Source organism: Micromonospora maritima, from assembly GCF_902825405.1.
GTDB classification, from domain to species: domain Bacteria; phylum Actinomycetota; class Actinomycetes; order Mycobacteriales; family Micromonosporaceae; genus Micromonospora; species Micromonospora maritima.
Genome location: NZ_CADEAU010000645.1, coordinates 1 through 2617, shown reverse-complemented (window position 1 = coordinate 2617; position 2617 = coordinate 1). Strand labels below are relative to the sequence as shown.

Sequence of the window (2617 nt, the reverse complement as noted above, 5' to 3'; positions counted from 1 at the left end):
GGTCCAGCCCGCGATCCGGGTCGGCCAGGCCCGGCAGCGCCCCGCCCCGGGCCGCGTCGCCGTCGATGCTCACCTGCACCAGCACGTCCAACGGTCGGTCCCGGGCGGCGGTCGCGGCCGCGTCCAGCGCGGCGGCCAGCCGGACGCTGTCGACCGACTGGACCACGTCGGCGTACCGGACCACCGAACGGGCCTTGTTGCGTTGCAGCTGGCCGATGAAGTGCCAGCGCGGCGTGGCACCGGCGGCGGCCACCGCCGCCGCCTTCGGCGCCGCCTCCTGGTCCCGGTTCTCCCCCACGTCGCGCACCCCGAGCCCGGCCAGGGCGAGCACGTCGGCGGCCGGGTAGGTCTTGGTGACCGCGACCAGGGTGACCGAGTCCGCGGACCGGCCGGCCGCCGCGCAGGCGTCCGCGATCCGGGACCGGACCCGGGCCAGCCCGGCCGCGAGCTCGGCGCGACGCTCCGGCCGCACCGTCAGGGGTGACTCCGTCATCGGGGCGGCTCAGGACCCGTTCTTGAGGAAGTCGGGCACGTCGACGTCGTCGAAGAGCACCCGGCGCGACGGCTGCTGCGGAGCCGGCATGGTGGCCGGCGGGTTCACCGGCGCGCTCGGCTGGGCCGGCGGGTTCTGGTTGCTCTTGCGCGGCGACTCGACCGCCTTGTACGCCGGGGCGCCCCCGTCGAAGCCGGCGGCGATCACGGTCACCCGCACCTCGTCGCCGAGCGCGTCGTCGATGACCGCGCCGAAGATGATGTTCGCGTCCGGGTGGGCCGCGTCGGTGACCAGCTGCGCCGCGTCGTTGATCTCGAACAGGCCGAGATCGGAGCCGCCGGCGATGGAGAGCAGCACGCCCCGCGCGCCGTCCATGCTCTGCTCCAGCAGCGGGCTGGAGATGGCCGCCTCGGCCGCCTCGACGGCGCGGTTCTCGCCCCGGGCGCTGCCGATACCCATCAGCGCGCTGCCGGCGCCGCTCATCACGCTCTTCACGTCGGCGAAGTCCAGGTTGATCAGACCCGGCGTGGTGATCAGGTCGGTGATGCCCTGGACACCGGAGAGCAGCACCTGGTCCGCCGTGCGGAACGCGTCCATCATGGAGATGTTGCGGTCGCCGAGGGCCAGCAGCCGGTCGTTCGGGATGACGATGAGCGTGTCGCACTGGTTGCGCAGCTCCTCGATCCCCGCCTCGGCCTGCACCTGACGGCGCTTGCCCTCGAACGAGAACGGCCGGGTGACCACGCCGATGGTGAGCGCGCCCAGCTTGCGGGCGATGTTGGCCACCACCGGCGCGCCGCCGGTGCCGGTGCCGCCACCCTCACCACAGGTCACGAAGACCATGTCGGCGCCCTTGAGCACCTCCTCGATCTCGTCCCGGTGGTCCTCGGCGGCGTTCTTGCCGACGTCCGGGTTGGCGCCGGCGCCCAGGCCCCGGGTCAGCTCCCGGCCCACGTCGAGCTTGACGTCGGCGTCGCTCATCAGCAGCGCCTGCGCGTCGGTGTTGATCGCGATGAACTCGACGCCCTTGAGCCCAACCTCGATCATCCGGTTGACGGCGTTCACGCCGCCGCCCCCGATGCCGACGACCTTGATGACCGCCAGGTAGTTGTGCGGAGGTGTCATCTCCGGTCCTTTCCCTTCGAGATTGGCATGGGCCGACCCCACACGGCTTGGCCGGACCAGTGGCGGAGCACCTCCGAAAGGATCCTCCGACGACTGAACCCTCACCCTCTACTAGAGGCTTAGAGTTATGTCAACCACTGATCTCTTCGGGGCAACGTATGCGCCGCCGCGCCAGGAGCCAAGGACCCTTCCGGCGTGTCGCCGACCGAGCGACCCGGGACACAAGGGTCGCTCGCCGTCCCGGGCTACTGGAACGTCACCACGTCCGGAGCGCTGACGTCGATCCGGTCGGCCCTGCGGCCCAGCAACGCGGTGGCCACAGTGGACTTGTCCGGGCCGCGCGAGGTGTCCCCCCAGAACACCTCACGGTCGCCCCGCAGCAGCAACGTGATCCGGGCCAGCCCGGCCACGTCCACCGCGACCAGCTCCGCGCGCAGCTTCGGACCGAGCGCGGCCAGCACCGCCAGCCCGGCCCGGGTGCCCGGGTCGTCCGGGCCCGGCCGGACGACCTTGACCAGCGGCAGTCCGGCCGGCGCCTGGTCCGCGCGCTGGAAGACCACACCGGAGCCGTCCACCACCGCGAACCCCTCGCCCTGCGGCACCGCCGCCACCGGCGTCCGCTCCTCGACCCGGATCACCAGCGTCCCCGGCCAGTCCCGCTCGACCGTGGCCCGGGCCACCGGCGGCAGCGTGCCCACCCGGCGCGCGGTCGCGGCCAGGTCCACCCGGGCCAGCGGCGCGTCGTCCGGCACCGCCGCGGCGTCCCGGATCTCCACCGCCGTGACCGTTCGCGCACCGACCACGCGCACGTCGCGGACACCGAACAGGCCGGTGCCGAGCACGGTCCAGGCGATCAGGCCGGCCACGGTCGCCACCGCGGCGGCGACCGCCCAGGGCAGTGCCGCCCGCATCCGCCGCTGCCGGGCCCGGGCCATGAAACGACGGGTGGACGGCGGCACCGCGTCCGCGCCGGCCCGTACCAGCTGCCAGCGTCGGACC

Annotated in this window: 3 protein-coding genes; all 3 read right to left on the bottom strand. The window is 73.6% G+C overall.

Annotated features, from left to right (window positions below):
- Positions 1 to 493 (bottom strand): type III PLP-dependent enzyme domain-containing protein (locus HUW36_RS30480; protein ID WP_174531245.1); only part of this gene is annotated, 493 nt, incomplete at its 3' end.
- A gap of 9 nt (positions 494 to 502) precedes the next feature.
- Positions 503 to 1618: a cell division protein FtsZ gene (gene ftsZ / locus HUW36_RS30475; RefSeq protein WP_174531244.1), complete on the bottom strand. Its 1116-nt coding sequence runs from the start codon at positions 1616 to 1618 to the stop codon at positions 503 to 505.
- 245 nt (positions 1619 to 1863) lie between these two features.
- On the bottom strand, positions 1864 to 2617 hold a 754-nt coding region (locus HUW36_RS30470), incomplete at its 5' end, for a cell division protein FtsQ/DivIB (RefSeq protein WP_246248401.1).